Source organism: Amycolatopsis vancoresmycina (genome assembly GCF_000716785.1).
Lineage (GTDB): Bacteria > Actinomycetota > Actinomycetes > Mycobacteriales > Pseudonocardiaceae > Amycolatopsis > Amycolatopsis vancoresmycina.
This window is the reverse complement of the sequence record NZ_JNYY01000008.1, coordinates 318,755-345,737: the sequence shown is the minus strand read 5'-3', so window position 1 is coordinate 345,737 and position 26,983 is coordinate 318,755. Positions and strand designations below refer to the sequence as shown.

Annotated in this window: 26 protein-coding genes and 1 pseudogene; 20 read left to right on the top strand and 7 right to left on the bottom strand. The window is 71.4% G+C overall.

What is annotated here, in order from left to right; genetic code table 11:
* Positions 1 to 144 precede the first annotated feature (144 nt).
* The 4 genes and pseudogenes from OO60_RS47190 to OO60_RS21410 all read left to right on the top strand — a co-directional run.
* Positions 145 to 777: pseudogene (locus OO60_RS47190) on the top strand (sulfurtransferase); the annotation flags it as partial.
* Positions 778 to 1,113: 336 nt separating this feature from the next.
* Positions 1,114 to 2,283, top strand: a complete 1,170-nt coding sequence (locus tag OO60_RS47185; protein ID WP_033262022.1) for an acetoin utilization protein AcuC — start codon at positions 1,114 to 1,116, stop codon at positions 2,281 to 2,283.
* 2 nt (positions 2,284 to 2,285) lie between these two features.
* Positions 2,286 to 4,967: a bifunctional acetate--CoA ligase family protein/GNAT family N-acetyltransferase gene (locus OO60_RS21415; protein WP_003090766.1), complete on the top strand. Its 2,682-nt coding sequence runs from the start codon at positions 2,286 to 2,288 to the stop codon at positions 4,965 to 4,967.
* Between the two features lie 78 nt (positions 4,968 to 5,045).
* Entirely contained in the window at positions 5,046 to 6,188 is a 1,143-nt protein-coding gene (locus OO60_RS21410) for a serine hydrolase domain-containing protein (protein ID WP_003090765.1), read from the top strand.
* Positions 6,189 to 6,220: 32 nt separating this feature from the next.
* On the opposite strand, the gene OO60_RS21405 is transcribed toward OO60_RS21410, so the two are convergent.
* On the bottom strand, positions 6,221 to 7,249 hold the full coding sequence (locus tag OO60_RS21405) for an acyl-CoA dehydrogenase family protein (RefSeq protein ID WP_003090763.1): 1,029 nt from the start codon (positions 7,247 to 7,249) through the stop codon (positions 6,221 to 6,223).
* A gap of 9 nt (positions 7,250 to 7,258) precedes the next feature.
* Entirely contained in the window at positions 7,259 to 8,422 is a 1,164-nt protein-coding gene (locus tag OO60_RS21400; protein ID WP_003090761.1) for an acyl-CoA dehydrogenase family protein, read from the bottom strand.
* A 69-nt stretch (positions 8,423 to 8,491) separates the two neighbouring features.
* Between OO60_RS21400 and OO60_RS21395 the strand changes: the two genes are divergently transcribed.
* The 13 genes from OO60_RS21395 (at position 8,492) to OO60_RS21335 (ending at position 20,017) form a co-directional block, all read left to right on the top strand.
* Positions 8,492 to 8,683: a ferredoxin gene (locus OO60_RS21395; RefSeq protein WP_003090758.1), complete on the top strand. Its 192-nt coding sequence runs from the start codon at positions 8,492 to 8,494 to the stop codon at positions 8,681 to 8,683.
* Between the two features lie 84 nt (positions 8,684 to 8,767).
* Complete coding sequence (locus OO60_RS21390; protein ID WP_003090757.1) at positions 8,768 to 9,625, top strand: 3-oxoacyl-ACP reductase; 858 nt, start codon at positions 8,768 to 8,770, stop codon at positions 9,623 to 9,625.
* Complete coding sequence (locus tag OO60_RS21385) at positions 9,622 to 10,380, top strand: glucose 1-dehydrogenase (RefSeq protein WP_003090756.1); 759 nt, start codon at positions 9,622 to 9,624, stop codon at positions 10,378 to 10,380. The genes OO60_RS21390 and OO60_RS21385 overlap by 4 nt, the downstream gene beginning before the upstream one ends.
* A 73-nt stretch (positions 10,381 to 10,453) precedes the next feature.
* A complete protein-coding gene (locus OO60_RS21380; RefSeq protein ID WP_420835564.1) occupies positions 10,454 to 11,245 on the top strand; it encodes an MlaE family ABC transporter permease in 792 nt (263 codons plus the stop codon).
* Positions 11,245 to 12,096: an MlaE family ABC transporter permease gene (locus OO60_RS21375; protein WP_003090754.1), complete on the top strand. Its 852-nt coding sequence runs from the start codon at positions 11,245 to 11,247 to the stop codon at positions 12,094 to 12,096. Before OO60_RS21380 ends, OO60_RS21375 begins: the two co-directional genes overlap by 1 nt.
* Positions 12,093 to 13,415 (top strand): MCE family protein, encoded by a 1,323-nt coding sequence (locus OO60_RS21370; protein ID WP_003090753.1) that lies wholly within the window; start codon positions 12,093 to 12,095, stop codon positions 13,413 to 13,415. The genes OO60_RS21375 and OO60_RS21370 overlap by 4 nt, the downstream gene beginning before the upstream one ends.
* Entirely contained in the window at positions 13,412 to 14,449 is a 1,038-nt protein-coding gene (locus OO60_RS21365; RefSeq protein ID WP_003090751.1) for an MCE family protein, read from the top strand. The genes OO60_RS21370 and OO60_RS21365 overlap by 4 nt, the downstream gene beginning before the upstream one ends.
* Positions 14,446 to 15,477 (top strand): MlaD family protein, encoded by a 1,032-nt coding sequence (locus OO60_RS21360; RefSeq protein ID WP_003090750.1) that lies wholly within the window; start codon positions 14,446 to 14,448, stop codon positions 15,475 to 15,477. The genes OO60_RS21365 and OO60_RS21360 overlap by 4 nt, the downstream gene beginning before the upstream one ends.
* Positions 15,474 to 16,667, top strand: coding sequence for an MCE family protein (locus tag OO60_RS21355; RefSeq protein ID WP_003090749.1), 1,194 nt, complete (start codon positions 15,474 to 15,476; stop codon positions 16,665 to 16,667). The genes OO60_RS21360 and OO60_RS21355 overlap by 4 nt, the downstream gene beginning before the upstream one ends.
* Positions 16,664 to 17,827 carry an MCE family protein gene (locus OO60_RS21350; protein WP_003090748.1) on the top strand — a complete coding sequence of 388 codons (1,164 nt, stop codon included), beginning with the start codon at positions 16,664 to 16,666 and terminating at the stop codon, positions 17,825 to 17,827. The genes OO60_RS21355 and OO60_RS21350 overlap by 4 nt, the downstream gene beginning before the upstream one ends.
* On the top strand, positions 17,824 to 19,053 hold the full coding sequence (locus OO60_RS21345; RefSeq protein ID WP_003090747.1) for an MCE family protein: 1,230 nt from the start codon (positions 17,824 to 17,826) through the stop codon (positions 19,051 to 19,053). Before OO60_RS21350 ends, OO60_RS21345 begins: the two co-directional genes overlap by 4 nt.
* The gene (locus OO60_RS21340; RefSeq protein ID WP_033261934.1) at positions 19,050 to 19,538 is read left to right on the top strand and encodes a hypothetical protein; all 489 of its coding nucleotides are present in this window, start codon (positions 19,050 to 19,052) and stop codon (positions 19,536 to 19,538) included. The genes OO60_RS21345 and OO60_RS21340 overlap by 4 nt, the downstream gene beginning before the upstream one ends.
* Positions 19,535 to 20,017, top strand: coding sequence for a hypothetical protein (locus OO60_RS21335; RefSeq protein ID WP_003090744.1), 483 nt, complete (start codon positions 19,535 to 19,537; stop codon positions 20,015 to 20,017). Before OO60_RS21340 ends, OO60_RS21335 begins: the two co-directional genes overlap by 4 nt.
* Here OO60_RS21335 and OO60_RS21330 read toward each other — a convergent pair.
* Both OO60_RS21330 and OO60_RS21325 read right to left on the bottom strand, forming a co-directional pair.
* On the bottom strand, positions 20,014 to 20,523 hold the full coding sequence (locus OO60_RS21330; protein WP_003090743.1) for a DUF4231 domain-containing protein: 510 nt from the start codon (positions 20,521 to 20,523) through the stop codon (positions 20,014 to 20,016). The genes OO60_RS21335 and OO60_RS21330 overlap by 4 nt on opposite strands.
* Before the next feature lie 24 nt (positions 20,524 to 20,547).
* On the bottom strand, positions 20,548 to 21,027 hold the full coding sequence (locus OO60_RS21325) for a hypothetical protein (protein ID WP_003090742.1): 480 nt from the start codon (positions 21,025 to 21,027) through the stop codon (positions 20,548 to 20,550).
* Positions 21,028 to 21,089: 62 nt separating this feature from the next.
* Here OO60_RS21325 and OO60_RS21320 point away from each other — a divergent pair, with 62 nt between their 5' ends.
* The 3 genes from OO60_RS21320 to OO60_RS21310 all read left to right on the top strand — a co-directional run bounded on the left by OO60_RS21320 (position 21,090) and on the right by OO60_RS21310 (position 24,596).
* A complete protein-coding gene (locus OO60_RS21320; protein WP_003090741.1) occupies positions 21,090 to 22,331 on the top strand; it encodes an aspartate aminotransferase type Ic in 1,242 nt (413 codons plus the stop codon).
* Positions 22,332 to 22,447: 116 nt separating this feature from the next.
* A complete protein-coding gene (locus OO60_RS21315; protein WP_003090740.1) occupies positions 22,448 to 23,425 on the top strand; it encodes a ferritin-like domain-containing protein in 978 nt (325 codons plus the stop codon).
* A gap of 64 nt (positions 23,426 to 23,489) precedes the next feature.
* Complete coding sequence (locus OO60_RS21310) at positions 23,490 to 24,596, top strand: FAD-dependent oxidoreductase (protein WP_003090739.1); 1,107 nt, start codon at positions 23,490 to 23,492, stop codon at positions 24,594 to 24,596.
* Here the strand turns inward: OO60_RS21310 and OO60_RS45020 are convergent.
* From OO60_RS45020 to OO60_RS21295, 3 genes are read right to left on the bottom strand one after another with little or no spacing between them, the layout of a single operon-like run.
* On the bottom strand, positions 24,586 to 25,803 hold the full coding sequence (locus tag OO60_RS45020) for an MAB_1171c family putative transporter (RefSeq protein WP_003090737.1): 1,218 nt from the start codon (positions 25,801 to 25,803) through the stop codon (positions 24,586 to 24,588). The two genes, OO60_RS21310 and OO60_RS45020, sit on opposite strands and share 11 nt — an antisense overlap.
* A gap of 7 nt (positions 25,804 to 25,810) precedes the next feature.
* Positions 25,811 to 26,335 carry a hypothetical protein gene (locus OO60_RS21300; protein WP_003090736.1) on the bottom strand — a complete coding sequence of 175 codons (525 nt, stop codon included), beginning with the start codon at positions 26,333 to 26,335 and terminating at the stop codon, positions 25,811 to 25,813.
* Positions 26,336 to 26,379: 44 nt separating this feature from the next.
* Positions 26,380 to 26,817: a helix-turn-helix domain-containing protein gene (locus OO60_RS21295; protein WP_003090735.1), complete on the bottom strand. Its 438-nt coding sequence runs from the start codon at positions 26,815 to 26,817 to the stop codon at positions 26,380 to 26,382.
* Between the last annotated feature and the right edge of the window lie 166 nt (positions 26,818 to 26,983).

Below are 26,983 nucleotides of genomic sequence, written 5' to 3'. Positions count from 1 at the left end.
GGCGCTTGCCGATCCGGCCACAGCCGCGGCCGAGCCACGGTCACCTGCCGGGCGGGGGCGGCCGGATCGGTCACAAGCCGCCGGTGGGGGGATATGTCCGCACCCCGGCGCGGCGGGGCGGGCGGCCGCTGGAAGATGGGAGGCATGCGTCCGCTGATCAGCACCACCGACCTCGCCGCCGCGCTGGCCGGCCCGGCCGGGGACCGGCCCGTGGTCCTCGACGTCCGCTGGCGGCTCGCCGGCCCGCCCGGCGCCGACTCCTACCGCGAGGGGCACGTGCCCGGCGCGGTGTTCGCCGACCTCGACCGCATGCTCGCGGCCGAGCCGGGCGAGGGCGGCCGCCACCCGCTGCCCGACCCGGCGGACCTGCAGCGCGACCTGCGCGCGGCCGGCGTCCGCGCGGGCGCACCGGTGGTGGCCTACGACGACGCGGACGGTTCGGTGGCGGCCCGCGCGTGGTGGCTCCTGCGCTGGGCCGGCCACGACGAGGTCGCGGTCCTCGACGGCGGTTACGCGGCGTGGACGGCCGAGGGCCGCCCGGTGAGCACGGAGGAGCCGAACCCGGAGCCGGGCGACCTCACGGTCCGCCCGGGAGCAATGCCGGTCCTCGACGCGGACGAGGCGGCCGCCCTGGCCCGCGACGGCCTGCTGCTCGACGCCCGCGCCTCCCAGCGCTACACGGGCGAGACGGAACCGGTGGACCCCCGCCCCGGCCACATCCCGGGCGCGGTCAACGCCCCGTTCCCGGCCCACACGGACGACAACGGCCGCTGGCGTGGTGACGCGGTCGGTGTGGACGGCGAACGCGTGGCGGGGGGCGCCCGGGGCCGCCGGGGCCCGGGGGGGGGGGGGGGGGGGGGGGCCCCGGGGGGGGGGGGGGGGGGGGGGGGGGTGGGCCGGCCCCCCCCCCCCGCCGCCCCCCCCCCGCCTCACCGAGCTGAGCCGGGCAAGCATCGGGCCGCCGAGCCGACCAAGCACCGCCCCACCGAGCCACGCCTGCCTCGCCGAGCTGGGCCGCGGGCGCTGAGCGGTGCTTGCTCCGCCGACCCGAACCACCCAGCCCGGCCTCCTCCACTCCACGGATCGCCCCCATCCGCACTACAGTCGGGTGGTATGTCGCCGGCCGTCGTTTGGGACCGTGCTCTGCTGGGTTATGACCTCGGTGGGGAGCACCCCTTCAATCCCGTCCGGCTGGAGCTCACCGTCCGGCTGGCCACCGAACTCGGCGTGCTCGACGACGTCGAACTCCTCGTTCCGACCACCGCCGGGGATGCAGAACTCCTCCGGATCCACGCCCCCGAATACCTCGCCGCCGTGCGGGAGGCTCCGCTGGTCGGGTGGGATGTCGGGCATGGGCTCGGGACCTCCGACAATCCCGTCTTCCCCGACATGCACGATGCCTCCGCGCTCGTCGTCGGCTCCACCCTGCTCGCCGCTCGGAAGGTCGCCGAAGGGGAGGCCAAGCGGGCCGTCAACATCGCCGGGGGGCTGCACCACGCCATGCGGGACCAGGCCGCCGGGTTCTGCGTCTACAACGACTGCGCCGTCGCCATCTCGTGGCTGCTCGACCACGGCTTCGAGCGCATCGCCTACCTCGACACCGACGTCCACCACGGCGACGGCGTCCAGGCCGCCTTCTACGACGACCCCCGCGTCCTCACCATCTCCCTGCACCAGCATCCCTTCACGCTCTGGCCCGGCACCGGCTACTCCGCCGAGACCGGCCGGGGGAAGGCCGACGGCACCTCCGTCAACGTCCCGCTGCCGCCGCGCACCAAGGACCCCGGCTGGCTGCGCGCCTTCAATGCCGTCGTCCCCTCGCTCCTCGCCGACTTCGAACCGCAGCTGCTCTTCACCCAGTGCGGTGTCGACTCCCACGAAGAAGACCCCCTCGCCGACCTCTCGCTGTCCGTCGACGGCCACCGCACCATCTACGCCACCCTCCGCGACCTCGCCGAGACCTACGCCGGTGGCAAGTGGATCGCCGTCGGCGGTGGGGGCTACCAGCTGATCCGGGTTGTCCCCCGGTCGTGGACGCACCTGATCGCCACCGTCCTCGACCGGGACGTCGACCCGGCGACGCCGCTGCCGCCCGGCTGGGTGGAAACCGTCACCAAGGCCGCGCCGCACGCCGAGCTGCCGCGCACCATGTCCGACGACCGCGACACCGAATTCAAGCCGTGGGGCGACGGCGAGGACGACCCGGTCGACATCGCCGTCCGGGACACCCGCCGGGCCGTCCTCCCGCTGCACGGCCTCGACCCGGACGACCCCAGGGACTGACCATGGCCGTCCGGGATCCCTTCGACTACCCCCGCGACTGGGAGGCCGACGTCGTCCTGTCCGACGGCGGCACCGTCCACCTGCGCCCGATCGTCCCCACCGATGCCGACGGCCTCGTCGCCTTCCACGCGAAACTCTCCGAGCGCACCCGCTACTTCCGCTACTTCGGCGCCTACCCGCGGATCCCCGAGAAGGACCTGAAGCGCTTCTCCACGGTCGACCACCACGACCGGGTCGCGTTCGCCGCCTTCCTCGGTGACGACATCGTCGCGGTCGGGCGGTACGAACGGCTCGACCACGGGCCGTCGGCGGAGGTCGCCTTCGTCGTCAGCGACGCGCACCAGGGGCGCGGGCTCGGCTCGATCCTCCTGGAACACCTCGCCGCGGCCGCCTCCGAATGCGGGCTGCGCCGGTTCGTCGCCGAGGTGCTCGCCGAAAACGCCGCCATGGTGCGGGTCTTCCGCGACGCCGGCTACCAGGTCAGCCGCGAGATCGAGGAGGGCGTGCTGCACCTGGAGTTCGACATCGACCCGACCGAGGAGTCCCTCGCCGTCGCGCGCTCGCGCGAGCAGGCCGCCGAGGCACGCAGCGTGCACAACCTGCTGCACCCCGCCTCGGTCGCGGTGATCGGCGCCTCCGCCGAGCCGGGCAAGGTCGGCCACGTCGCCTTCGTGAACCTCCTGGCCGCCGCCTTCACCGGCACCGTCTACCCGGTCAACCCGGAGCACCGCGCGATCCGCGGTGTCCGCGCGTACCCGTCGGTGCTGGACATCCCGGACCCGGTCGACCTGGCCGTCGTCGCGGTGCCCGCCGAGGCCGTCGAGTCCGTTTTGGACGCTTGCCTGGCCAAGGGCGTGAAGACGCTGCTGATCCTGTCCAGCGGGTTCGCCGAAGCCGGCCCGCACGGCCTGCACGCCGAGCTGCGGCTGGTCGGGGAGGCGCGGGCGCACGGCATGCGCGTGGTCGGCCCGAACGCGCTCGGCGTCCTCAACACCGCGCCCGGGATCCGGCTGAACGCCACCCTCGCACCGCGGCTGCCCGGCCGCGGGCGCACCGGCTTCTTCTGCCAGTCCGGCGCGCTGGGCACCGCGATCCTCGCCGACGCCGAGTCCCGCGGCCTCGGCCTGTCGACGTTCGTCTCGGCGGGCAACCGCGCCGACGTCTCGGGCAACGACCTGCTGCAGTACTGGGAGACCGACCCGGACACCGACCTCGTGCTGCTGTACCTCGAGTCCTTCGGCAACCCGCGCAAGTTCGCGCGGCTGGCCCGGCGGCTCGCCAGGACGAAGCCGATCGTCGCGGTCAAGTCCGGGCGGCACGCGGTCCGGCCGCAGCTGGCGGCGACGTCGACGGAGATCGACGAGGCCAGCGTCCAGACGCTGTTCGAGCAAGCCGGTGTGGTGCGGGTGGAGTCGCTGGCGCAGCTGTTCGACACCGCGCTCGTGTTCGCCCACCAGCCGCTGCCCGCCGGGCCGCGGGTGGCCATCGTCGGCAACTCCAGCGCGATCGGCCTGCTCGCCGCCGACACCGCGCGGATGCAGGGCCTGCGGCTGGCGTCGGACCCGGTGGACGTCGGCCCGCAGGCCGGCCCGGAGGAGTTCGCCAAGGCCGTCCGCGAGGCCCTCACCTCCCCGGAGACCGACGCGCTGGTCGTCGTGTTCGCGCCGCCGGTGGCGATCCCCGGCACCGCCTACGCGCGGGCTCTGCGGGAGACCGTCGTCGAACTGGGGGAGCGCAAGCCGATCGTCTCGACGTTCCTCGCCGCCGAAGGCGTCCCGGACGAATTGGCCGTGCTGTCCGGCGACGGCGTGCCGACCCGCGGGTCGATCCCGTCGTACCCGAGCCCCGAACGCGCGGTGAACGCCCTCGCCAGGGTCGTGCGGTACGCGGCGTGGCGGCAGCGTCCGCAAGGCGCGCTGGTACGGCCCGCGGGGATCCACACCGAGCAGGCGCAGGTGATCGTGCGCGAGCTCCTCGAAGCCGACAGCGGCAAGACGACGCTGCTCTCCGACGCCGAAGTCGTGCGGCTGCTGGACTGCTACGGCATCGGCGTGGTGCCCTTCCGCATAGTGTCCACTGTGGACGAAGCGGTCGCGGCGGCGGCCGAGCTGGGCTACCCGGTGACGCTCAAGGCCGTCGACGAGCGGCTGCGCGGCCGGCCGGACCTGGCGGGCGTCCGGCTCGACCTGGCTTCCGAAGACGCGGTCCGCACCGCCTACGAGACGCTCCGCGAGATCTCCGGCGACGACGACGTGTACGTCCAGCGGATGGCGCCCAAGGGCCTGTCGTGCGTGATCGGGCTGCAGGACGACCCGTCGTTCGGCACGCTCGTCTCGTTCGGGCTGTCCGGTTTGGTCAGCACGCTCCTGGGCGACCGGGCCTACCGGGCCGTGCCGCTGACCGACGTCGACGCCGCGACCCTGCTGCGCGAGCCGCGGACGGCGCCGCTGCTCACCGGCTACCGCGGCGACGAGCCCGCCGACCTCGCCGCGTTGCAGGACATGGTGCTGCGCGTGGCGGCGCTGGCCGAGGACAACCCGGAGGTGCGGTCGCTGGTGCTGGACCCGATCCTGGCGTCGCCGGACGGGGCCTTCGTCGCCAACGCCCGCCTGGTGCTGGGGCCGCCGCCGTCGCGGCCCGACACCGGCCCGCGCCGGCTGCGCGCGATCAACCCCCTGGACTGAGAACCGTGGTCCGGTCAGGACGGCGCCACGGAACGCAACCCGCTCGCACGAGGCGAACGGCAGAATAAGGTTTTGAGCATGTCCGAACTGTCCGAGCTGCTGACCCGGCACACCGGCGACCTCCCGGGCGCGGTGGCGCTCGTGGCGCACGGGGACCACGTCGAAGCCGCGGCGGCCGGTTCGGCCGACGCCGGCGGCACCGTGCCGATGGCGCGGGACTCGCTGTTCCGCATCGCGTCGCTGACCAAGCCGATCACCGCCGCCGCGGTGCTGCTGCTCGTCGACGACGGCGAACTCGCCCTGGACGCCCCGATCGCGCGGTGGCTGCCGGAGCTGGCGTCGCCGGTGGTCGTCCGGACGCCGGCGGGCCCGGTCGACGACGTCGTGCCGGCCGTCCGCCCGATCACGGTGGCCGACCTGCTCACCTTCCGCTGCGGCTACGGTCTCGCCGCCGACATGACGCTGCCCGCGGTCGACCTGCTGCTCCAGGTCCTCGGCCACCCGGCCGCGTCGCCGCGCGCGCTGGCGCCGGACGCGTGGCTGGCGGCGCTGGCGCAGGTGCCGCTGCTGTACCAGCCGGGCGCGGCGTGGCTCTACGACACCGCCTCCGACATCCAGGGCGTGCTGATCGCGCGGGTGTCCGGCCGCCCGCTGCCGGAGTTCCTGGCCGAGCGGTTGTTCGAGCCGCTCGGCATGGCCGACACCGGGTTCACCGTGCCGACCGCGGCGCTGGGCCGGTTCACCAGCGCCTACCGCCGCGGCGAGGAGGGGCTGCGGCTGATCGATTCGCCGGAAGGCCGGTGGAGCGCGCCGCCGCCGTTCCCGTCCGGGGCAGGCGGGCTCGTCTCGACGGCCGACGACCTGCTGGCGTTCGCGCGGTTCCTGCGCGACGAAGGCACGGTGGGCGGCCACCGCCTGCTGGCTCGCGAGTCGGTGCACCGGATGACGACCGACCACCTGACGCTGGCCCAGCGGCAGGCCGCCCGGCTGTTCCTACACGGCCAGGGCTGGGGCTTCGGCGGTTCGGTCGACGTCGACCCGACGGAACCCTGGGAGGTCCCGGGCCGCTACGGCTGGGTCGGCGGCGCGGGCACGGCCCTGCACCTGGTTCCGGCGACGGGCACGATTTCGGTGCTGCTGACCCAGGTCGAGCTGACCAGCCCCGCGCCCACACCGCTGATGAAGGAGCTCTGGACCTACGCAACCCCCGGCCGGTCGTGAGTGTTTAGGCGAGTTCTAACTCGCCTAAACACTCACGACGGGGTTGGGCCGGCCAGGAGGTCGCCCAGGGCGAGGAGCTGGGGGGTGGCCGGGCCGAGCTCGAACTCCAGGCGTTTCGCCGCCGCGAAGTACCGGTGCACCACGTGGTCGACGTCGATGCCGACGCCGCCGTGGACGTGCACCGCCGTGTGGGCCACCCGGTGGCCCGCTTCCGCCGCCCAGAACTTCGCCGTCGCCACCGCTTCGGCGGCCGGGACGTCCGAGGTCAGCTGCCAGACCGCCTGCACCGTCGTCAGCCGGACCGCTTCGACGTCGAGGTAGGCGTCCGCGAGCCGCTGGCGGACCGCCTGGAACCCGCCGATGACGTGGTCGAACTGCTTCCGCTCGGCCGCGTACGCCGCCGTCAGCTCCAGTGCCCGTTCGACCACGCCCAGCTGCTGCGCGCACACCCCGGCCGTCCCGCGCAGCCGCAGCCACTCGCCGATGTCGCCCAGCGGCACGCCCGGCACGTCCGACAGCGTGAGCAGGCCGGCGTCCGCGTGGTCGATCGTCTGCTGCGGCTGCACGGAGACCCCGGCCGCGGCCGCGTCGACCAGGAACACCTCGTCCGCGGTGGCGACCAGGAACCCGTGCGCGAACGCGGCGAACGGCACCGCCGTCCGCGTCCCGGACACGCGGCCGTCCGCAGCCGTGAACCCGGACAGCGCCACCGCGAGAACACGTTCTCCCCGCAGCACCGGCAGCACCCAGCGGTCCACCAGCTCCGGCGTGCCGAACTCCGCCAGCGCCGACGCCGCCATCGTGATCGACGGCAGGTACGGGACGGCCGCCACCGCGCGGCCGATCTCGGTGAGCACCGCGCACTGCTCCGGCAGCCCGAACCCGCCGCCGCCGAGCGACGACGGCAGGGCCGCGTCCAGCACGCCCGCCTGGCCGAGGGCCTGCCACGCCACCGCGTCGAAGCCGCCGGTGCCGTGCGGGTCGTGGGTGGCCTTGTCCGTCAGCAGCCGCCGGGTCAGCGCGGCGAGGTCGGCCGACGCTTCGGAAAGGGTGAAGTCCATACGTCGCTCCTAGCGCGTGACGGGCAGGCCGAGGGCGGTGGCGGCGATCATGTCCCGCTGGATCTCGTTGGTGCCGCCGCCGAAGGTGAGGATCAGCGCCGACCGGTGCAGCCGCTCGATCCGCCCGGCCAGCAGCGCGCCCGGCGAGCCTTCGCGGACGACGGCGGCCGCGCCGAGCACCTCCATCAGCAGCCGGTAGGCCTCGATCGCGAACTCCGTGCCGAACACCTTCGTCGCCGACGCCTCGGCCGGGCCGAGCTCGCTCGCCGCGGCCGCCCAGGCGATCCGCCAGTTCCGCAGCTTCAGGTACTCCGCGCCCGCGTGCACCCGCGCCAGGTGCAGCCGCACCCACTCCTGGTCGATGGCGCCGGTCTCCTTCGCCCACGCCAGCACGTCGGCGAGGGCCTTGCGGACCGGCGCCGACGACGTCAGCGCGACCCGCTCGTGGTTGAGCTGGTTGGTGATCAGCGGCCAGCCCGCGTTCTCCCCGGCCACGCGCGCCGACACCGGCACGCGCACGTTGTCGTAGTAGGTCGCGCTGGTCCCCGCGCCCGCGACCGTGTGCACCTTGGTCCACGAGAACCCGTCGGCCGACGTCGGCACGATGAGGATCGACAGGCCGCGGTGCTTCTTCGCCGCCGGATCGGTCCGGACCGCCAGCCAGACGTAGTCGGCGTACTCGATCAGGCTCGTCCACATCTTCTGCCCGGTGACGACGTACTCGTCGCCGTCGCGTTCGGCGCGCGTGCGCAGCGACGCCAGGTCGGTGCCCGCCTCCGGCTCGGAGTAGCCGATCGAGAAGTGCAGCTCGCCGGCGGCGATCTTCGGCAGGTAGAACGCCTTCTGCTCGTCGGTGCCGTAGCGCATGATGGTCGGCCCGACGGTGTTGACCGTCAGGAACGGGACCGGCACCCCGGCGACGGCCGCTTCGTCGGTGAAGATCAGCTGGTCGAGCATCGAGCGGCCCTGCCCGCCGTACTCGGGCGGCCAGCCCAGTGCGAGCCAGCCGTCCTTGCCCAGCTGCCGGACGATTTCCTTGTACGCCACGCCGTCGCCGTACTCGCCGCCGCCCGAGCGCAGGGCGGCCCGCCGCTCGGGCGTCATCAGCTCGGCGAAGTACGCCCGGAGCTCCGCGGCCAGCGCCCGCTGCCCGGGTGTGTAGTCGATCCGCACAGTCACCTCGATCCGGCGTTACAATAGAACCTGTTCTAGTTGTACCAGGGCTCACGTGGCGGAGGAAGCATGGAGATCGGCGTCGACCGGCTGCTCTGCGAGGCGAACGCGGTGTGCGTCGGGCTCGCCCCGGACGTCTTCGACCTGGACGACGAGGAGGAACTCGTCATCGCCCCCGGCCCGGTACCGGCCGGCCAGGTGGAACGTGTTTCCGACGCGGTCAAGGCGTGCCCGAAGAACGCGCTGTTCATCACCGGTTAGCGGTGTTCACTTGACGGCTTGCTCAAAACGAGAACAGATTCTACTGTAGGCGCGAGATCCCAGGACTCGATGAGGAGGCCTCGCGTGAGCCTGACCGGCAGGACAGCGATCGTCACCGGTGCCGCCGCCGGGCTCGGCCGCGCCGAGGCGCTCGCGCTGGCCGCCCGCGGCGCGACCGTCGTCGTCAACGACATCAGCGAGCCGAAGGACGTCGTCGCCGAGATCGAGGCGGCGGGCGGCAAGGCGGTCGCGGTCGCCGGCGACGTCGGGGACCGCGCCACGGCCGACGCGCTGACGCAGGCCGCGCTCGACCTCGGCGGGCTGGACATCGTGGTCAACAACGCGGGCGTGCTGCGCGACCGGATGCTGTTCTCGATGTCCGACGACGACTGGGACACCGTGCTGCGCGTCCACCTGCGCGGCCACTTCCTGTTGTCCCGCAACGCCGCGAAGCACTGGCGGGACCAGTCCAAAGCGGACGGCAAGCCGGTTTACGGGCGGCTGGTGAACACCGCGTCCGAGGCATTCCTCATCGGCTCGCCCGGCCAGCCCAACTACGCCGCGGCGAAGGCGGGCATCACCGCGCTCACCGTGTCCGCCGCCCGCGGCCTGGCCAAGTACGGCGTCCGCGCCAACGCGATCTGCCCGCGCGCGCGGACGGCGATGACCGAGGGCGTGTTCGGTGCGGCTCCCGCCGAGGGCACCGATCCGCTCTCGGTCGAGCACGTCGCCCCCTTCGTCGCCCACCTCGCCTCCCCGGCGGCCGAGCACGTGAACGGCCAGGTGTTCGTCGTGCACGGCGGCACGGTCGCGCTGGTGGCGCCGCCGCGGATCGAGCAGCGCTGGCGCCTCGACGAGCTCGAGACGTCCTTCGCCCCCTTCTTCGCCGGCCGCGACCCCGGCCGGATGTTCGCCGCCACCGAAATCCTGGAGGACCTGTGAGGCTGGACGGGAAGATCGCCCTGATCACCGGCGCCGCGCGCGGGCAGGGCGAGGCCGCCGCCCGCGCGTTCGTCGCCGAGGGCGCGCGGGTGGTGATCGCCGACATCCTGGACGACGAGGGCAAGCAGCTCGCCGCCGAACTCGGCGAGCACGCCGTCTACCAGCACCTCGACGTCGGCGACGAGGACGGCTGGGCCGCCGCGGTCGAGCGCGCGACCACCGAGTTCGGCAACCCGGACGTGCTGGTCAACAACGCCGGCATCCTGCACTTCTCCGAGCTCGGGCAGACGACGCTGGCCGATTACGAACGCGTGATCCGGGTGAACCAGATCGGGGCGTTTCTCGGGATGCGTTCGGTCGTTGAACCGATGACCGCCGCCGGCGGTGGCTCCATCGTCAACGTGTCCTCTGTGGAGGGACTGGCCGGGATGCCCTACCTCGTCGCCTACACCGCGAGCAAGTTCGCGATCCGCGGCATGACCAAGGTCGCGGCCATGGAACTCGGCCGGAAGGGCATCCGCGTCAACTCGGTGCACCCCGGCGCGATCGACACGAAGATGGTCGAGACCGCGGCCGGCGGCCAGAAAGTCGACATGTCGTACGTCGGGAAGAAGGTCGCCCTCAAGCGGGTCGGGCAGCCGGAGGACATCGCGAAGCTGGTGTTGTTCCTGGCCAGCGACGAGAGCGCGTACTGCACGGGTGCGGAGTTCGTGGCGGACGGCGGCGCCACGGCGACGCACGCCCTCAACTTCTAGCCGGTTAACGACGCTAACGAAAAGCGGGCACCGGGTGTGGAGAAGACTCGGGGGTGAGTGACTACGGGGAGGTGTGGTGAGCGGAAGCAGTGGCACGCTCCCGGGAACCGCGGCCCTGACCCAGGTCGGCCGCCTCGCGACGCTTTCGGTGGAAGTGCTGCGCGCGATCTTCAAGCGCCCGTTCCAGGCCCGGGAATGGATCCAGCAGTGCTGGTTCTTCGCCAGCGTCACGATCCTGCCGACCGCGCTGGTGGCCATCCCGTTCGGCGCGGTGATCGCGTTGCAGCTCGGTTCGCTGACCGCGCAGATCGGCGCCCAGTCGTTCACCGGCGCGGCCAGCGCGCTGGCCATCGTGCAGCAGGCCAGCCCGCTGATCACCGCGCTGCTGGTGGCGGGCGCGGGCGGTAGCGCGGTCTGCGCCGACATCGGCGCACGCAAGATCCGCGAAGAGATCGACGCCATGGAGGTCCTCGGCGTCAACCCGATCCAGCGGCTGATCGTGCCGCGGGTGCTCGCCGCGATGGTCGTCTCCGTGCTGCTGAACGGCTTGGTCAGCGTGGTCGGCGTGCTCGGCGGCTACTTCTTCAACGTCGTCCTGCAGGGCGGCACGCCCGGCGCGTACCTGGCCAGCTTCAACGCCCTCGCGCAGGTCCCGGACCTGTGGATCAGCGAGATCAAGGCGCTGCTGTACGGTTTCGTGGCCGGGGTCGTCGCCGCGTTCCGCGGGCTGAACCCGGCGGGCGGCCCGAAGGGCGTCGGCGATGCCGTCAACCAGGCCGTCGTGATCACGTTCCTGCTGCTGTTCCTGATCAACGTAGTGCTCACCGCGATCTATCTGCGGATCGTCCCGCCGAAGGCGATGTGATGACCGCCGAACCCCTCGACACCACCGACCGGACGCTCGAGTACATCGCGCGCCCCGGCCAGAGCCTGGAAGGGCTCGGCAAGCAGCTGGCGTTCGCCGCGAAAGCGCTCGCCTGGTCGCCGCGCACGATCCGCCGCTACAGCCGGGAAACGCTGCGGCTGCTCACCGAAGTCTGCTTCGGCACCGGTGGCCTGGCCGTCATCGGCGGCACGCTCGGCGTGATGATCGGGATGACGCTGTTCACCGGCCTCATCGTCGGCCTGCAGGGCTACTCCGCGCTGAACCAGCTCGGCACGGCCGCGCTCACCGGCTTCATTTCCGCCTACTTCAACACCCGCGAAGTCGCGCCGCTGTCCGCGGGACTCGCCTTGAGCGCGACCGTCGGCTGCGGCTTCACCGCCCAGCTCGGCGCGATGCGGATCTCCGAGGAGATCGACGCGCTGGAAGTCATGGGTGTGCCGAGCATGCCGTACCTGGTGACGACCCGGGTGCTCGCCGGCGTCGCCGCGGTGATCCCGCTGTACGCGGTCGGCCTGCTCTCCAGCTACCTCGCGTCCCGGCAGATCACCATCTGGCTCTACGGCCAGTCTGCGGGCACCTACGACCACTACTTCACGCTCTTCCTGCCACCCGGCGACGTCCTCTGGTCGTTCGGGAAGGTCATCGTGTTCAGCGTGCTCGTGATCCTGTCCCATTGTTATTACGGCTTCACCGCGAGCGGCGGCCCGGCCGGCGTCGGGGTCGCGGTCGGCCGCGCGGTGCGGACGTCGATCGTGCTGATCTCGGTGCTGGACTTCTTCCTGTCGCTGGCGATCTGGGGCGCCAACACGACGGTGAGGATCTCGGGATGAGGCGCGAGCTCTGGCAGCGGCTCCGGTACCAGGTGCTGGGGCTCGCCTTCCTGCTCGTGGCCGCGCTGTTCATCGCGCTCACCCTGGCCGTCTACCACAAGGCGTTCACGCCGGTGACGCTGGTGAAGCTGGAGACCGACCGCGTCGGCAGCCAGCTGCGCACCGGCGGCGACGTCAAGGTCCGCGGCATGCTCGTCGGCGAAGTCCGCTCGGTGCTGGCGAACGGCGACCACGCCGAGCTGGAGCTGGCGCTCGACCCGGACAAGACGCACGTCATCCCGAAGAACGTCTCCGCGCGGCTGCTGCCGAAGACGCTGTTCGGCGAGCGGTACGTGGCCCTCCAGCTGCCCGAGACGTCCCAAGGCCCGATCAAGGCCGGTGACGTCATCCCGCAGGACCGCAGCAGCGCGGCGATCGAGCTGCAGAAGGTCCTCGACGACGTGATGCCGCTGCTGCAGGCCGTCCAGCCCGAGAAGCTGTCGAGCACGCTGACCGCGGTGGCGACCGCGCTCGACGGCCGCGGCAAGCAGCTCGGCGAGACTCTCGCCGGGCTGTCGGACTACCTCGGCAAGCTCAACCCGTCGCTGCCGGACGTCAAAGCCGACATCACCGGCCTGGCGAACGTCGCGAACACCTACGACAAAGCCGCGCCGGACCTCCTGCAGGCCCTCTCGGACCTGACCACGACGAGCCGGACCATCGTCGACCAGCGCGCCCAGCTGACCGACCTCTACGCCACCGTCACCGCGGCTTCGGTCGACCTGACGAACTTCCTGCAGGTCAACAAGGACAACCTGATCCGGCTCACCACCGCCGTCCAGCCGACGCTCGACGTCCTCGCGAAGTACGCGCCCGAGTACCCGTGCCTGCTGCGGCAGCTCGCGGAATCCGTGCCGCGCGCGGAACTGGCGTTCGGCAAGGGCACCGCGCACCCCGAAGTCAGCCGGGTCACCATCGAGTTCGCGGCCAGCCGCGGCAAGTACCTCCCCGGCGTCGACGAGCCGAAGTACGACGACAAGCGCGGCCCGCGCTGCTACCCGCAGGTCCCGAAGCCCGGCGTGTGGCCGCAGTACCCGCCGGACGGCGCGATCAAGGACGGTTCCAGCAAGCCCCCGCCGCCGAAGAACCCGCCCGAAACGCTCCCCGCCGGGGGTGGCGCGGTCGGCGGGGACGGCACGATCGTCGGCTCGGCCTACGAAAACGACCTCATCGACCTGCTCGCGTCGCCCGCGCTCGGCGCCTCGCCCGGTGAGGTGCCCGGCTGGGCCGACCTGCTCGTCGGGCCGCTCTACCGCGGGGCGGAGGTGGAACTGAAGTGAGGAGTTTCGTCCCGTCGCTGATCAAGCTCGGCGTCTTCGCGGTCGTCACGGTGCTGCTCACCGGGATCCTCGCGGCCACCATCGCGAACACGAACTTCGGGGAGACGTCCGGATATCTGGCGAAGTTCACCGACGCCTCCGGGCTCAAGGAAGGCGACGACGTCCGCATCGCCGGGGTCAAGGTCGGCCAGGTCGACGCGATCGAAGTGGTCGAAGGGGACCGGAACCTGGCGCAGGTGCGGTTCGACGTCGAGCACACCTACCGGCTGCCGGAGACGGTGACCGCGACCATCAAGTACCGCAACCTGGTCGGCCAGCGCTACCTCGCGCTCGGCACCGACGTCCCCGGCGACAAGACGCTGCCCGACGGCGGCACGATCCCGCCCGAGCGCACGAAACCGGCGTTGAACCTCACCGTGCTGTTCAACGGGTTCAAGCCGCTGTTCAAGGCGCTGAGCCCGAAGGACGTCAACCAGCTCTCGGCCGAGATCATCAGCGTCTTCCAGGGCGAGGGCGGCACGATCACCAGCCTGCTGCAGCACACCGCGTCCCTGACGACGGCGATCGCGAGCAAGGACCAGGTGATCGGCCAGGTCATCGCGAACCTCAACACGGTGCTCGGCACGGTCAACGCCCGCGGCCCGGAGCTCGGCGACCTCGTCGAGCAGACGCAGAAACTGGTCAGCGGGCTCGCCGAGCAGCGCAAGCCGATCGGCGACGCGGTCAGCGCGCTCGGCGACCTCGCCGTGTCGACCACCGGGCTCCTGGCCGACGCGCGCCCGGCGCTGAAGGACGACGTGGCGCAGCTCGGCGTGCTGTCGCAGCACCTCGGCGACTCCGGCGTGCTGCTCAACCACCTCCTCGAGGTGCTGCCGGGGAACCTGCAGAAGTTCACCCGGACCCTGAGCTACGGCAGCTGGTTCAACTACTACCTGTGCGGGATCACCGGCACCATCGGCATTTCCTCGCTCGACATCACCCTGCCGATCATCCCGATCCCCGGTACGCAGCGCGCGGAGAGGTGTGGTCCGTGAAGCCGCTGAAGGAACGCAACCAGGCCGCGGTCGGCGCGGTCGCGCTCGTGCTGATCGTGCTCGTCACGGCCACCACGTACTTCTCCGACCAGCTCCCGTTCTTCGGCAACGGCACGACGTATTCGGCGTACTTCGGCGAGTCCGCCGGGCTGGCGCCGGACAACGAGGTCGAGGTCGCCGGCGTGAAGGTCGGCACGGTGTCGTCGGTGAAGCTGGCGGGCAAGCAGGTCCTGGTCCGCTTCCGCGTCAAGGACGTCCGGGTCGGGGACGCGACCACCGCGTCCATCGAGATCAAGACGCTGCTGGGGGAGAAGTACCTCGCGCTCGACCCGAAGGGCAGCGGCGCGCAGGAGCCGGACGACACGATCCCGCAGGGGCGCACGCGCACGCCGTTCCAGCTGCAGGACGCGTTCGAGCAGCTGTCGACGACAGTGGGCGACATCGACACGAAGCAGCTCGCCGACAGCTTCAACGCCCTCTCCGACAGCCTCAAGGACAGCCCCCAGTACCTGAAGGACACGCTGAACGGGCTGTCGTCGCTGGCGCGCACCGTCTCCTCCCGCGACGCCGACCTGCACACGCTCCTGGCCAACACCAGCCAGATCTCGAAGACGCTGTCCGACCGCAACGCGCAGCTGCAGCGCGTGATCAGCGACGGCAACCTGCTGCTCACCGAGCTGCAGAACCGGAAGCAGGCGATCAACGCCCTGCTCACCGGCACCCAGCAGCTCTCGCAGCAGCTGACCGGGCTGGTCCAGGACAACCGCGCGCAGCTGAAGCCGACGCTGGACAAGCTGAGCAAGGTCACCGACATCCTCCAGCGCAACCAGGGCAACCTCGACAAGAGCCTGCAGCTGATGGCGCCGTTCGCCCGCGTCGGCGCGAACGCCACCGGCAACGGCCGCTGGTTCGAGGGCTACCTGTGCGGGCTGCTGCCGCCGACGATCACCGTGGGCGGCCTGCACATCAACCCCGAAGGCTGCACCCCGCCGATCGCGGCGCCGAACCAGGGGGTGGGCCGCCGATGACCATCCACACCGCCCGCGGACGCAGCCTGGTGACCTGGCTGGCGTTCGCCTGCATCCTCGCGCTGATCGTCACCGCCGGGCTGTACCTGGTGTTCCGGTCCTCGAACGGCGTCAAGCTGTCCGCGTACTTCGGCAAGACCGTCGGGCTGTACGCGGGTTCGTCGGTTCGGGTGCTCGGCGTGCCGGTCGGCCAGGTCACCGACGTCACGCCCGAGGGGGACGCGGTCCGCGTCGACATGCAGGTCGACGGCACCCAGCTGCCGGCCGACGTCGGTGCCGTCGTCGTCGCGCCGAGCCTGGTCAGCGACCGGTACGTCCAGCTGACCCCGGCCTACGACAGCGGCCCGGTGCTCGCTTCGGGCACGGTCCTGCCGCGCAACCGCACGGCCACGCCGGTGGAACTGGACGACCTGTACTCCAGCCTGGACAAGCTCTCGACGGCGCTGGGCCCGAACGGCGCCAACAAGGACGGTGCCCTGTCCGGCGTGCTCGACACCGCGGCGAACACGCTGAAGGGCAACGGCGCTTCGCTGAACTCGACGGTCGGGCAGCTGGCGCAACTCGCGAAGACCCTGGACGGCTCGAAGGACGACCTGTTCTCGACCGTGCAGAACCTGAACTCCTTCACCGGCGCCCTGGCCCAGAGCGACCAGCAGCTCAACGAGTTCTACGGCCGCGTCGCCGACGTCAGCCAGTTCCTCGCCGCGGACTCCTCCGACGTCGGAGCGGCCCTGTCGTCCCTCGGCGGGGCGCTCGGCGACGTCCAGCAGTTCGTCAACGACAACAAGACGGCCCTTGAATCCAATGTGGACAAACTGGCGTCGCTGTCGAAGGTCCTCGTCGACCAGCGCGCCGCGCTCGCCGAGGTGCTCGACATCGCGCCGACCGGCGCCACGAACTTCATCAACTCCTACGACGCGGCGTCGGGCACCATCGCCGTCCGCGACAACCTGAACGAGCTGACCAACCCGCCGATCCTCACCGTGTGCCGCCTGATCAGCTCGTTCACCCCCAAGGAAGTCCCCGACGCCTTGGGGAACATCTGCAAGCAGCTGGCGCCGGTGCTGGACGGCGTGCTGAAGCTGCCGACCATCCCGCAGGTGCTCAACTCCCTGCAGAACGGGACGCTGCCGCCGTTGCCGCTCCCGCTCGTCGACGTCATGGAGCAGCTGTCGGGCGGTGCGAAGTGAAGGGGCGCAGGCGGATCGCGGGCGCACTGGCCGGGGTGCTCGTGCTCGCGGGCTGCAGTGACGGCGGGTTCAACGGCCTCTACGGCACGCCGCTGCCGGGTGGCGCCGACGTCGGCGACCACCCGTACCACGTCACCGCGCTGTTCACCGACGTGCTCGACCTGGTGCCGCAGTCCAGCGTCAAGGTCAACGACGTCGCCGTCGGGCGCGTCGACAAGATCACCCTGACCCCGGACACCCGGTCCGCGCTGGTCGCGATGACCGTCGACGGCGACATCGCGCTGCCCGCCAACGCCCGCGCCGAGCTGAAGCAGTCTTCGCTGCTGGGCGAGAAGTTCGTCGAGCTGAGCGTGCCCACGGCCGAGCCGGCCACCGGGAAACTGGGTGACGGCGGGCAGATCCCGCTCGGGCGCACCAACCGCAACCCCGAGGTCGAGGAGGTGCTCGGCGCGCTGTCGCTGCTGCTCAACGGCGGCGGTGTCGAGCAGATCCAGAAGATCAGCCACGAACTGAACGACGCACTGTCGGGCAACGAGCCGGAGATCCGCGCGCTGCTGTCCCGAGTGGACGAACTGGCGACGCAGCTCGACGGGCACAAGACGGAGATCCTGCGCGCGATCGACGGCCTCGCCAAGCTGTCTCACACGTTGACGGGTCAGACGCAGAACCTGACCAACGCCCTCGACAACCTCGCGCCGGGCCTGAAGGTCGTCACGGACCAGCGTGACCAGCTCGTCGGCATGCTGAACGCGCTGAACGCGCTGTCCGGGGTCGCGGTGGACACCGTCACGAAGAGCCGGGACCAGCTCGTCGCGAACCTCCGGGCGCTGCAGCCGACGTTGACGAAGCTCGGCGAGGCCGGGCAGAACCTGCCGAACGCGTTGCAGATCCTGCTGACTTACCCGTTCCCGGACTACGCGGGCAACGTGATCAAGGGCGACTACGCGAACGTCGAGGCGAACGTCAACCTCGACCTGGACACGCTGATCTCGAACTTCACGAACTCGTCGCAGCCGCCGATCGCGCTGCCGTCCGGGATCGGCGGGCAGCAGCCGCCGGTCGCGCCGCCGCTGCCGCTGCCCGACCTGGGTTCGGTCCCGCCGGCCGCCGGCCCCGACCTGCTGGGTGGGCTGCTCGGCCTGATCGGGGGCGGCCGGTGACCCGCAAGATCCGGATCCAGCTGTTCGCGTTCGTCGTGATCGCGGTGGTTTCGGTCGTCTACGCCGGCGGCCGGTACGCGGGGCTGGACCGGCTCTTCGGCAACCGCGGCTACGTCGTCACCGCGCAGCTGACCGACTCCGGCGGCGTCTTCGTCAACTCCGAGGTCGCCTACCGCGGGGTCACGGTCGGCCGGGTGACGTCGATGACGCTCACCGAGCACGGCGTCGACGTCGCCCTCGACATCGACGCGGGCGCCCCGGACATCCCGGCCGACGCGCACGCGCAGGTGGCGAACCGGTCGGCGGTGGGGGAGCAGTTCGTCGACCTGCTGCCCTTGCACAACGGCGGCCCCTTCCTGGAGGACGGGTCGGTGATCACCGCGGACAAGACGTCGCTGCCGCCGTCGCCGGACACGGTTCTGTCGCATTTGGACGATCTCGTCGCGAGCGTGCACCCGGAATCCCTGCGGACGGTCGTCGACGAGACGTACAACGCGTTCGCGGGCGCGGGGCCGGAACTGCAGCAGCTGCTGGACAGCACGGGCTCGCTGACGGCGGTCGCCGCGCAGTACGTCCCGCAGACGCAGGGGCTGCTGGCGAACTCGCGGATCGTGCTGGGCACCCAGGAGCGGCAGGCGGCGAACATCACCGACTTCGCGTCCGGGCTCCGGACGATCGCCGGGCAGCTCAAGAAGTCCGATCCGGACCTGCGCCGGGTGATCGCGCAGGCACCGCAGCTGAGCAGGCAGATTTCCGACGTGCTGGCCGCGTCGGGGACTGACCTGGGCGTGCTGTTCGCGAACTTGCTGACGACCGCGCAGATCACGTCGTCCCGGCGCGACTCGATCGAGGAACTGCTGGTGGCGTACCCGATCATCGGGGCGTTTTCCCCGTCGACGTCCCCGGACGGCACGGGCCACCTGGGCGTGGTGTTCAACTTCTTCGACCCGGCGTCGTGCACGAAGGGGTACGAAGGGACGAAACAGCGTCCGGCGAACGACCAGACCGAAGCTCCGGTCAACATGAACGCGTACTGCGCCGAGCCGCCGGGCAGCCCGACCGGGGTGCGCGGGGCGCAGAACGCGCCGTACGCGGGGAAGCCGCCCGCGATCCCGGCGGCGCCCCAGCAGCAGGCCGCGTCGGCTCCGCCGCAGCTCCCCGGGATGCTCAGCCTGCTGACCGGGCCGTCCTCGGGCGGGCTCGGCCGGTTGCTGGGCGCGCCGTGAAGCAGCGTCTCCTGGTGGTGCTGGCGGTCGTGTCGGTCGTGGCGGCGGCCTTCTCGGGCTGGTCCTGGTGGCGCGCGGCGGCGGACGACTCGGCCGCCCGCGGCCGCGAGCGCGACGCGGTCCTGGCGGCGGCGGGCCCCCAGCTGGTCACGCTGAACACGATCGACTACCGCACGGCGGCGGCGGACGTGGACCGCTGGATCGCGGCCACGACGGGCCAGTACGGCAAGGACCTCGCGGGCGACCGCCAGCTGCAGATCGACCGCGCTGCTTCGGCCCGCACCGTTTCCTCGGCCTCCCTGGTCCAGGCGGCGGTGACGGAGGTGGATCCCGTTCAGGGCACCGCGCGGCTCCTGGCGGTGCTGGACGTCCGGGTGTCGACGGGCGGCGGCGCGGTCTCGCCGCGGATGAACCGCCTGACGGTGGACGCGGCCCGGTCCCCCGCCGGCTGGAAGATCGCCGGCGTCCAGGCGGCGGGGTCATGACCCGGGTCCTGGCCTTGGTGGTGGTGCTCGCCCTGGCGTGCACGGCGTGGTTCACGATCGAGACGGCTTCCCTGTCACCGGGCGACAACGCGGCCCTGGTGGATTCCGCGGCGACAGCGGCGGTTTCGTCCGAAGTGAGCGACGCGGTGAAGGCAGTGTTCTCGTACGACTACGCAAACCTGGCCCGCACCGAGCGCGCGGCGGCGGACGTCCTGACGGGGGACGCGATCCGGCAGTACCAGGCCCAGTTCGCCTCGGCCAGGACACGGGCATCGGCGGAGAAGCTGGTCCGCACGACGACGGTCCGCGCGGTGGGCGTGCGCTCGTTGCGCGGCGACGAGGCGTCGTTGTTGTTGTTCCTGGACCAGCAGACGGTGGCCCAGGGCGGGGGAGCACCGACGTCGTCGGTGGCCCAGCTGGCGGTGACGGCGAAACGGGTGGACGGCCGCTGGAAGCTGGCCACCCTGACGGCGCTTTAGCCGCCGGTGCCCGGCGAAGGCGCCGGGCCGGGTGCCTTCCGCATGGTGCTCGACCAGCGGGCGCCCTCGTCGCTGATCACCGCGTGCAGGTCCGCCGCCAACGCGTCCCGGCGGGTTCCGGCGTCCCGGTAGGGACCGACCCGCCCGGCGTACTGGTACGCCAGCTGCCGGATCGCCTCCGCCGAACCGCGGTAGCTCAGGTAGTTCGTGTGCAGCTGGAACAGCTGCTGGACGCCCTCGAGCACGACGACCACCGCGGCGAACGACGCGGTCCAGGCCGGCGGGGCGGCCACCGCGGCCAGCACCGGGACCGCGGCCGCCACCGTGATCGACACCGTCTTCAGGCCCTGGTAGCCGAGCCGGGTCCGGGTGGCGGCCCGGTGGTACCACGCGAACTCCGCGCGCAGGTGCTGCCAGACGACGTCGGCCTCGTCCTGGGGATCGGGCAGCGAGGGGAGTGCTTCGTCGAGGCGTTGCCACTGCAGGCGTCTGGGCGATCCCGGCATGGCCATACAGTGGCACACCGGAGCTCAGCCGTCCCAGACTCCCGCGCCCTGGCGCAGGACTTCGACGCCCGACGGCGCCGAAACCGGCCACAGCTCCACCACGTACCGGTAATGCTCCCCGTACTCGTGGTCGTTCCAGTCCACCGGCGGCGGGCCGGCGGGCACGTACGACACTCGCGCCCGGTACAACCCCGGCAGCACCGAGAAGAACTTTTCCTGCGACGGGTAGTCGGCAGGCCCGGAAATCACGATTTTCCCGCTCGGAACCGGAAGATCCGCCTCCACCACGTGCTCGGCGGCCGCCGGCAGCGCGGGCGCCGACGGCACCAGCGTCACCGAAGACTCGACCAGGTCCGAGCGTGCCGTCGCGATCGCGATCCCGCCCGGTTCTGCCCCGATCCGGTGATGTTCCACCGCTTCCGGGGTCCAGCCGCTGCCGGTCAACCGGGAACGGGAGTCCCGCACCGAGAACTGCCGCTGGTCGGCGTGGACGACGAGGTGCACACGAACCACCCTAGCCAGGACCCGCCCCGAAATGGTATCGACACCGGGTTTAGCGTTGACCCATGACCACTGCTTCCGTCGACGTCGACACGGCCCGCAGCGAGTACGCGGCCCTGGTCGGCCGAGGCCTCTCCCTGGACATCACCCGCGGCAAGCCGTCCCCCGAGCAGCTCGATCTTTCGAACGCGCTGCTCGCCCTCCCGGGCGAGGGCACCTTCAAGGCCGAGGACGGCACCGACGTCCGCAACTACGGTGGCCTGAACGGCCTGCCGGAGCTGCGCCGCATCTTCGCCGGCGCGCTGCAGGTGCCCGCCGCGCAGCTGCTTGCGGCCGGCAACTCCAGCCTTGAGCTGATGCACGACGCCGTCGTCCAGGCGCTGCTGAGCAAGCTCCCGGGCGCCGAGCGCCGCTGGGCCGACGAGCCGCAGGTGAAGTTCCTCGCGCCGGTCCCGGGCTACGACCGGCACTTCGCGCTCACCGAGCGGTTCGGCATCGAGCTGGTTCCGGTGGCGATGACCGACGAGGGCCCGGACATGGACGCCGTCGAGACGCTGGTCGCCGAGGACCCGGCCGTCAAGGGCATCTGGTGCGTGCCGAAGTACAGCAACCCCACCGGCGTCACGTTCAGTGACGACGTCGTGCAGCGGCTCGCCACCATGCGCACCGCGGCGCCGGACTTCCGGATCTTCTGGGACAACGCCTACGCCGTGCACCACCTCACCGACGCCGAGCCGGAGCTGGCCGACCTCCTCGCGCTGGCCACCGAGGCGGGCAACGCCGACCGCGTGTTCGTCTTCGGCTCGACGTCGAAGATCACCCTCGCCGGCGCCGGCGTCGGCTTCTTCGGCGCGTCCGAGGCCAACCTCGCCTGGTGGACCGGCAACATCGGCAAGCGCACCATCGGCCCCGACAAGGTCAACCAGCTGCGGCACGCGCACTTCCTCAAGGACGAAGCCGGCGTCCGGGCGCACATGCGCAAGCACGCCGAGATCATCGGCCCGAAGTTCGCCGCCGTCGACCGCATCCTCACCGAGGAGCTGGCCGACCTGGCGTCCTGGACCAAGCCGACCGGCGGGTACTTCATCACGCTGACCGTCCCCCAGGGCACCGCGAAGGAGGTCGTGCGGCTGGCCAAGGAGGCCGGTGTCGCGCTGACCCCCGCCGGGGCGACCCACCCGCACGGCAACGACCCGGCCGACGCGGTCATCCGGATCGCGCCGACGTTCCCGAAGCTCGCCGAGGTCGAAGAGGCCGTTCGCGCGCTGGCCGTGTGCGTCCGGCTCGCGGTCGCGCAGCGCGGCTGACCTGGGGAAACGCAAGTCGATCAAAAATTTTCCCGTTTTGACCGAGCCGGGGGACGCCCAGGTACGTATGACCGGTGGGTGAGGTGGACGAACTCGTCACGAGAGGACGTCCCCCGGTGTTCGGAAAACGCTACACAGAGCAGCTGATCGAGCGCAGCGCGGAGAACGCGACCGACCGCCGCCGCTTCCTCAAGGCTGCGGGAGCGGCGGGACTCGGCGTCGCGGGTGCCGGCGCGCTCGGCACGGCGCTGTCGCTGGGCCTCGGCTCGGCGGGTGCCACGTCGCAGTACGGCGCGCAGGGAGGTGACAAGGCGAAGGAGGCGGCGAGCGACGCCGCCGTGCTGAACTTCGCGTTGAACCTCGAATACCTCGAGGCGAACCTGTACTCGTTCGCCGTCTACGGCTACGGCCTGAACGAGAAGTACGTCAACGGCGTCGGCAACCTCGGCAAGGTGTCCGGCGGCCACGCGGTGAAGTTCAAGAGCGAGCACACCAAGCAGCTCGTCCAGGAAATCGCCGGCGACGAGGTCGCCCACGTCAACTTCCTGCGCAAGGCGCTGGACAAGGCCGCCGTCGCGCAGCCGGAGATCGACTTCCAGAACAGCTTCACCGCGGCGATGCAGGCCGCGGGTGTCATCAAGCAGGGCCAGACGTTCGACCCGTTCGGCAGCGAGAACAACTTCCTGCTCGCCGCCTACCTGTTCGAGGACGTCGGCGTGTCCGCCTACAAGGGCGCGGCCCCCCTGGTGAACAACAAGACGTTCCTCGACGCGGCCGCGGGCATCCTGGCCGTCGAGGCCTACCACGCCGGGATCGTGCGGTCGGCCCTGTTCGAGCGCGGCCTCGGGGACATCACGAACAAGATGTCCGACGCCCGCGACAGCCTCGACGGCAAGGCCGACGACGACGAAGGTGTGCTCAAGGACGGCAAGGCGAACCTCGTCCCGGCGGACGCCAACGGCATCGCGTTCGGGCGCTCCGCCGAGCGCGTGCTGAACATCGCCTACCTCAACCCCGACAAGGTGTCCTCGGGCGGCTTCTACCCGCGCGGCCTGAACGGCGACATCGCCACCAGCGGTGCGAAGGAGAAGTAGGCACCGCGTGCCGCCGTCACGGTAACGTCACCGGCGGCGGCACGCGGAGTCGAGGGGGCGCGAAGTGCGGGTACTGGTCGCGGGTGGCGGGATCTCGGGCACGGTGACGGCGATGGCGCTGAAGCTCGCCGGGCACGACCCGGTGGTGTTCGAGGCCTACCCCGCAGGTGGGGACGACATCGGCGCGTTCCTCACGATCATGCACAACGGCATGGACGCCCTGCGCGCGATCGGTGCCGACCGGCCGGTGATCGACAATTCGTTCGCGGCGTACGGCGTCGAGCTCGTCGCCCCGACGGGGGAGACCGTCGGGCGGCGCGAGTTCGACACCGAAGGTCTCGACGGGCCGCGCACCCTGACCCGCGCCACGCTCTACGGCGTCCTGCAGGACGAGGCTGCGCGTCGCGGCGTCCCCCTGGAGCGCGGCCGCCGCCTGGTGGGCGCGCAGCCCGGTCCGGCCGGGATCACGGCGGAGTTCGCCGACGGCACCACCGAAACGGGTGACGTGCTGGTCGGCGCGGACGGGTTGCGGTCGGTGGTCCGGCGGCTGATCGACCCGGCCGCGGACGAGCCCCGCTACACCGGGCTGACCGTGGTGTACGGCTACACGCGGGCGGGCGGCCTGCCCGCGGCGCCCGGGATCTACCGGATGATCCGCGGCAGCCGGGCGGCCTTCGGGTTCACCACGGACCCGGACGGCGCCACGTTCTGGTTCGCCCGCATCCCGGACAACGAGCGGCCCCGCGACGAGATCGCGGCGGTCACCCCGGCGGGCTGGCGCGAGTTCGCCCACGCGGCGTTTGACGGGGATCCGTTGCCTTGCAAGGACATCATCGCCGCCACGGGCGACGAGGTGTTCGGCGGGCATTCGTACGACGTCCCCGAGACGCGGGTGTGGTCGACACCCGAGATGGTCCTCACCGGGGACGCCGCACACGCCGCCTCCCCGGCCGCGGGCCAGGGCGCGTCGATGGCGCTGGAGGACAGCGTGGTCCTGGCCCAGTGCCTGCGCGACCGGCCGGACCCGGTGTCGGCTTTCGCGGCGTACGAAGGACTTCGCCGCGAGCGGGTGGAGAAGCTGGTGAAGGCGAGCGCGGGCGGCGACGTCGGCGAGGAACGCGGCTGGCTCTACTCGCACCACATCGACTGGGACGCGAAGATCACCGCCTGACTTCTCCGGCGCGAAGATCCGTGGTGGCGCGGGGGCGGAGGACCGTGGCCGGGAACTCCTTGGCGACCGCGGTCAGCCACGCGGTTTGGGCCGCGGTGCCGTCGTGGAAATAGGATTCCGGGGTGTGGGCGGGGGTGCCCGCGGCGATTCCCTGCCGGTGCGCGGCAAGTGCTTCCTTCAGCACCGTCGCCTCGACGATGGCGTCGGCTCGCGCTGCGGGTATTCCTGCCTCTTCGATCCGGCCGCGCGCGCTGTCCGCGACTTGCTCGTCCAGGAACGGCCGAAGCCGCAGCCGGGCGTCGAGTATCTCGATGACGCGGCGGTAGACGGCCAAGCTGGCGTTGCGCAGGGGAATGCGCCGGCCGAACCACGAGCGAGGGGCGTCGAGCGCGATGTCGGGGAAGGCCTTCGACAGTGCGTCCCACAGCGGGAACAGGCGGTAGTAGGTCACGTTCAGCGCTGACCAGTCGGCGAGGGTGTCGAGGCCGGCCCGCGGTCCCCAGGCCGGCAGGGTGGAGCCGAGCATGAACAGCAGGATCGCCACCGTGAACAGGCTGCCGATCACGGATTCCGTGTACTTGCCGGCCGGGAGCAGCCCGAGTTGGTAGCCGGCCATGCCGACGACCTTGGTCACGCCGTAGAGGACCGTGACGGCCATCCCCGTGGCCGTGATCCGCAATCCCGCACGGAGGCAGAACCGGTCGGCAATGGCGGCGTAGGCCAGTGCTGCCTGCGTGCCGGCGGCGGCCAGGACCGCGAGGTAGGCGACGTACAGGTAGGAATGCGCCCCGGTGGCGGGGACCTGCTGCGCCGTGCCCTCTTTGGCGTGGAACTCGGCGTAGTTCGACTTGACGGTCAGGAAGAGGATCGCGATCACGACGATCACCGCGACGGTGAGCCACAGCCGGGCCCGGACCTTGCGGACCGCGGCCTCGCCCGGATTGGCGGTGTGCAGGAAGGAGGCTTGCGCGGCGAGCCCGGCGACGAGGGTGAGGCAGTTGGCCAGTACCCAGGTGGTGCCGGGGGTGGTCAAGCCGTCGACCCGGTCCGAGACCGGGCGCAGTTGCCCGCTGCAGGCCAGGGAAATGGTGATCAGCATGACGCAGAGCCAGCGGGTGGCGTGGTTGCGCGGGTTCCTGCGCAGGTCCCACAGCTTGGCCAGCAGCCCGGCCCAGCAGATGCCGACGACGACGATCGAGACGGACATATCCAGGTCACCTCGGCTTGGTCGGGGCGATCGCCTGCTCGATGCGGTCGAGCAGGGCGAGCAGCTCCGGGGAGTCGGCGCGCATCTTGCGCAGGGAGAAGCGCCCGGCTTGCCCGAGCACCAAGGTGGCGAACAGTTCGGCCTGCTCTTCTTCCGGATCGGAATAAGCGGTCCGGGCCAGTACCTTCCGGACGACCGCCGGGTCGAGGGTCGGCAGGAGGAGCTGGGCCAGCAGGTCGTGGGAGCCGGCCGGTGTGTCGTGCTCGCACACCATGTGGCCCAGCTCGTGCAGGATGATGTGTTCCTGGTGCAGTTTCGCGGTGTCCGCTTCGTAGCAGATGTAGTCCTTGGTGCGGGCGGCCACCCAGAACCCGGACGGCGCCGAGTCGCCGGTGGTGATCGGCTTGAGCACGATCGGCCGCCCGCGGCCGGCCGCGATCTGCCGCACGAGGGCGGCCACGTCGAACGGATCGGGGATGTCCAGCAGCTCGATGACGTCGAGGCAGCGTCGCGCGTGCTTGCCCAGCCGCATGCCCAAGACACCCCCCTCTGGTGCCGCCGTCCCGGTGTGGCTCGCTACACCGCTTCCGGAGTGTCCGGTGAGCCGGGGTGTTCGAGCTGCCAGATCTGCTTGATCATGTCGCCGACGGTGTCCCGGCTGCGTGAGGAAAGCCCGGCGGCGCGCAAGGCGATCTCACTGACCCCGCTCTCCTTGATGGCGACGAGCAGCTCGAGGTCGTCCTCGATCCGCTCGGCTTCCTCGTCGTCGAGGAAGTAGCTGACCGGCACGCCGAAGAACTTGGCCAGCGCGCCCAGGTGCTGGATCGTCGGGTTGTCCCGGCGTCCCGTGCGCAGCTGCCAGATGTAGGTGTGCGAGATGGCGATGCCCTGCTGGGTCCGGATGGCCTCGGCCACCGCGCTGTGGCCGTACTCGGCCTCGCCGTGCGGGCGGATCGTCTGGAACAGGCGTTCCAGCTTCTCCGCGAGCGTGCGTGGTCGCTCCTCCGGGGGCACCCGCCACCTCCTTCAGTGCAGCTCAGGTTGCTGCTGGCGCGCCGACTTGCAACTGGGGCTTGACGTCGTAGGTCGCTGCCAGCATACAATCACCCTGCACAACTGAGGTTTACCGAGTTCTTTGTGAAGTTAAACAGCAGCTGCGTTGGGGTGGCGTGGTCTCTTG